Here is a 3,093-nt window from a genome sequence, read left to right on the forward strand (position 1 = left end):
GCGTCGCCTCGTTCATGGAAGCTGCCGAAATGGCCGCAGCGGATTCGCTGGTCATCGGCTCCGCCGCACGCGCGCTCATTGCCGCCAGCGGGAGAGCAGATCTTGCAGCTTCATCCGCGGGCGATTTGCCCATTGCTGCCAACTTCGCCGTTCATGCCGCCGCGGCCCCGCCGGGAGGCGTTCCGGCTCCGCTCTATCTGCGGGCGCCGGATGCCAAACCCCAGGCCAGTCCGCTTCGCAGGGCGGCTACCATTGCCGTCGAGGAGGTTTCCGAATCAGCAGCGGCACTGCTGGCGGCCCTCCACGCGGAGGCCTTCGACGAGGGCTGGAGTGAGGCTTCCTTTCAGGACTTGCTGCGCATGCCCGGCGCCGTCGCGCTGCTCGGCCTGGATCAGGATGAGCCTGCAGCCTTCCTTCTCGCGCGGCGGGCGGCGGATGAAGCCGAGATCATCACCATCGCAACGAGGCCACAAGCCCAGCGCAGGGGCCTGGCGCGGCAGCTTCTCAGCCGCGAACTGTCCGAACTGGTGCGCCAGGGGGTGCGCCACGTGTTTCTCGAAGTCGCAGCGTCGAACACGGCGGCACTCGCCCTCTATGGCGGGATGGGCTTCCATGAGGCCGGCAGGCGGAAGGACTATTACCGTCGCCGGCACGGGCGGGAGGATGCCATCGTGATGCGGCGGGAGCTTGCGCCATGAACAGGCTGCGTCCGTGGGCGATCCTCGCCTGCTTCGCAGCGTTGACATTGCCGCTGATGCCCTTGCAGCAGCTCTTCATCTGGTTCTGGCCTGGCATGGCAAGGGTGTTTCCCATGCACTACCATCGGCTGGTCTGCCGCGTTCTGGGCGTCCGCGTGGAGCTGTCGGGCAACCCACCCGGGCAAGGACCGTTGCTGATCGTCAGCAATCATGTGAGCTGGCTCGACATCGTGGTGTTGAGTTCGGTTGCACCAGTTTCCTTCGTTGCCAAGAAGGAGGTTTCCGCCTGGCCGTTCTTCGGAAGTCTTGCGCGGCTGCAGCGTACCGTCTTCGTCGACCGCGACCGCCGTCACGCCACCGGCAATTCGCGGAACGACATGCAGGCCCGCCTGCGGCAGGGCGACATACTGGTGCTGTTCCCAGAGGGCACGTCGAGTGACGGCCGCCGCATCCTGCCCTTCAAGAGTTCGTTCTTCGGAGCCGCCGAGATCGAAGGAGTGCTGGTTCAGCCGGTCTCGCTTGCATATCGCGGCCAGCGCAACCTGCCGATGAACCGGAGACTGATGCCGTCATATGCCTGGTATGGCGACATGGACCTGGCGCCACACCTGCTGGGCGCACTTGCCGCAGGACCGGTCGAGGTGGCGGTGATCTGCCATCCGCCACTTTCGCTGAGCGGCGAATTGACCCGCAAGGCGCTGGCACGCCACGCCGAGGAGCAGGTGCGCAAGGGGGTGGCCCGCGCGCTTCACGATCCCGGCAAAATCGGTTAGAGCATGATCCGCAAAAGTGGAAACCACTCTTGCGAGAAGATCATGCTCAAGCAATTGATCTTGCGCGCGTTCTTTTTGACCAGGTGACTCCACCTGGTCAGAACGCGCTATAGAGGGCGGATGATGGAAAACGGTCCCAGGAAAGTCTTCGTCAAGACCTACGGCTGCCAGATGAATGTCTACGACAGCGAGCGCATGCACGATGTGCTGGCGCCACTGGGCTATGTCGAAACGGCAGGTCCGGAGGATGCTGACCTCGTCATCCTCAACACCTGTCATATCCGCGAAAAGGCGGCTGAGAAGGTCTATTCCGAACTGGGCAAGATCCGGCAGATGAAACGCGCACGCGCCGCCAGCGGTGCGGAGATGCTGATCGCCGTCGCAGGCTGCGTCGCCCAGGCCGAGGGCGAGGAGATCGTGCGGCGGGCGCCAGCCGTCGATCTGGTCTTCGGGCCGCAGACTTACCATCGGCTGCCGCAGCTTTTGGCGCGGCATGCCAATGGCGAGAAGGCAATTGTCGAAACCGAATTCCCTGCGGAGGAGAAGTTCGAGGGCCTGAAGGCGCGGGCGCAGCCGCGAAGGTCGGTCGCGGCATTCCTGACCGTGCAAGAAGGCTGCGACAAGTTCTGTACTTTTTGCGTTGTGCCCTATACCCGCGGAGCCGAATTCTCGCGCCCGCTCGAACAGGTGCTGGGCGAAGCACGCAAGCTGGCCGCCGGAGGCGTGAAGGAATTCACCCTGCTGGGACAGAACGTCAACGCCTATCACGGGCTTGACGGCCGCGGGCGGCCTGTGGGGCTCGCCGGTCTCGTCGCCGAACTGTCACGCGTCGAGGGTATCGAAAGGCTCCGCTACACCACGAGCCATCCGCGTGACATGACGGAAGAGCTGATCGCCGCCCATGCCGAAAACCCGAAGCTGATGCCTTACCTGCATCTGCCGGTTCAGTCTGGCAGCGACAGCGTTCTCAAGGCCATGAACCGCGGGCACACGGCGCAACACTATATCCAACTCATCGAAAAAGTACGCGCGGCCCGGCCGGACATGGCCATTTCGGGCGACTTCATCGTTGGGTTTCCAGGTGAGACGGAGAAAGACTTCGACTCGACACTCGATCTCGTCCGCGAGATCTGCTACGCGAGCGCCTACTCTTTCAAGTATTCCCCGCGCCCGGGCACACCTGCGGCGGGGCATGAGCAGCAGGTGCCCGAGGCCGAAAAGTCGGCCCGGCTCCTGGAACTGCAGGCGCTTATCCATCGCCAACAAACCGCCTTCAACAGTTCGATGGTGGGAAGGACCCTGCCGGTCCTGCTCGAGAAGCCGGGGCGCGACGACGGCCAGCTGGTTGGGCGCTCGCCCTATCTGCAGTCCGTCCATCTCCAGGCCGACAGCTCCCTTATTGGCAGCATCGTGGATACCCATATAACAGGGGTTGGAACCAACAGCCTTTCGGGCCATTATGCCCCGGCAGCTTAAACACGGAGAAACGACTCCTTGAATCCGCCCGTCACTGCGGCCCAGATCGGCAGCCAGAAGAACGGCTCCCGGCAAGAAGTTTCGGATACCCTCACCCTTTCCTTCGACGACAACAAGCTGTTGTCGCTGCTCTGCGGCGAGCATGA

The 3,093-nt window shown here is 63.4% G+C and carries 3 protein-coding genes; all 3 read left to right on the plus strand.

Features of this window, described 5'->3' with window-relative positions; genetic code table 11:
- Positions 1-698, plus strand: a 698-nt coding sequence (gene rimI, locus ACILRA_RS21490; RefSeq protein WP_395664081.1) for a ribosomal protein S18-alanine N-acetyltransferase, incomplete at its 5' end; no start/stop codon positions are given.
- On the plus strand, positions 695-1,471 hold the full coding sequence (locus tag ACILRA_RS21495) for a lysophospholipid acyltransferase family protein (RefSeq protein WP_395664082.1): 777 nt from the start codon (positions 695-697) through the stop codon (positions 1,469-1,471). The genes rimI and ACILRA_RS21495, both read left to right, overlap by 4 nt.
- 120 nt (positions 1,472-1,591) lie before the next feature.
- A complete protein-coding gene (miaB, locus tag ACILRA_RS21500; protein ID WP_395664083.1) occupies positions 1,592-2,947 on the plus strand; it encodes a tRNA (N6-isopentenyl adenosine(37)-C2)-methylthiotransferase MiaB in 1,356 nt (451 codons plus the stop codon).
- Positions 2,948-3,093: the final 146 nt, after the last annotated feature.

The sequence above is a fragment of the Aestuariivirga sp. genome (assembly GCF_044239095.1).
GTDB lineage: Bacteria > Pseudomonadota > Alphaproteobacteria > Rhizobiales > Aestuariivirgaceae > Aestuariivirga.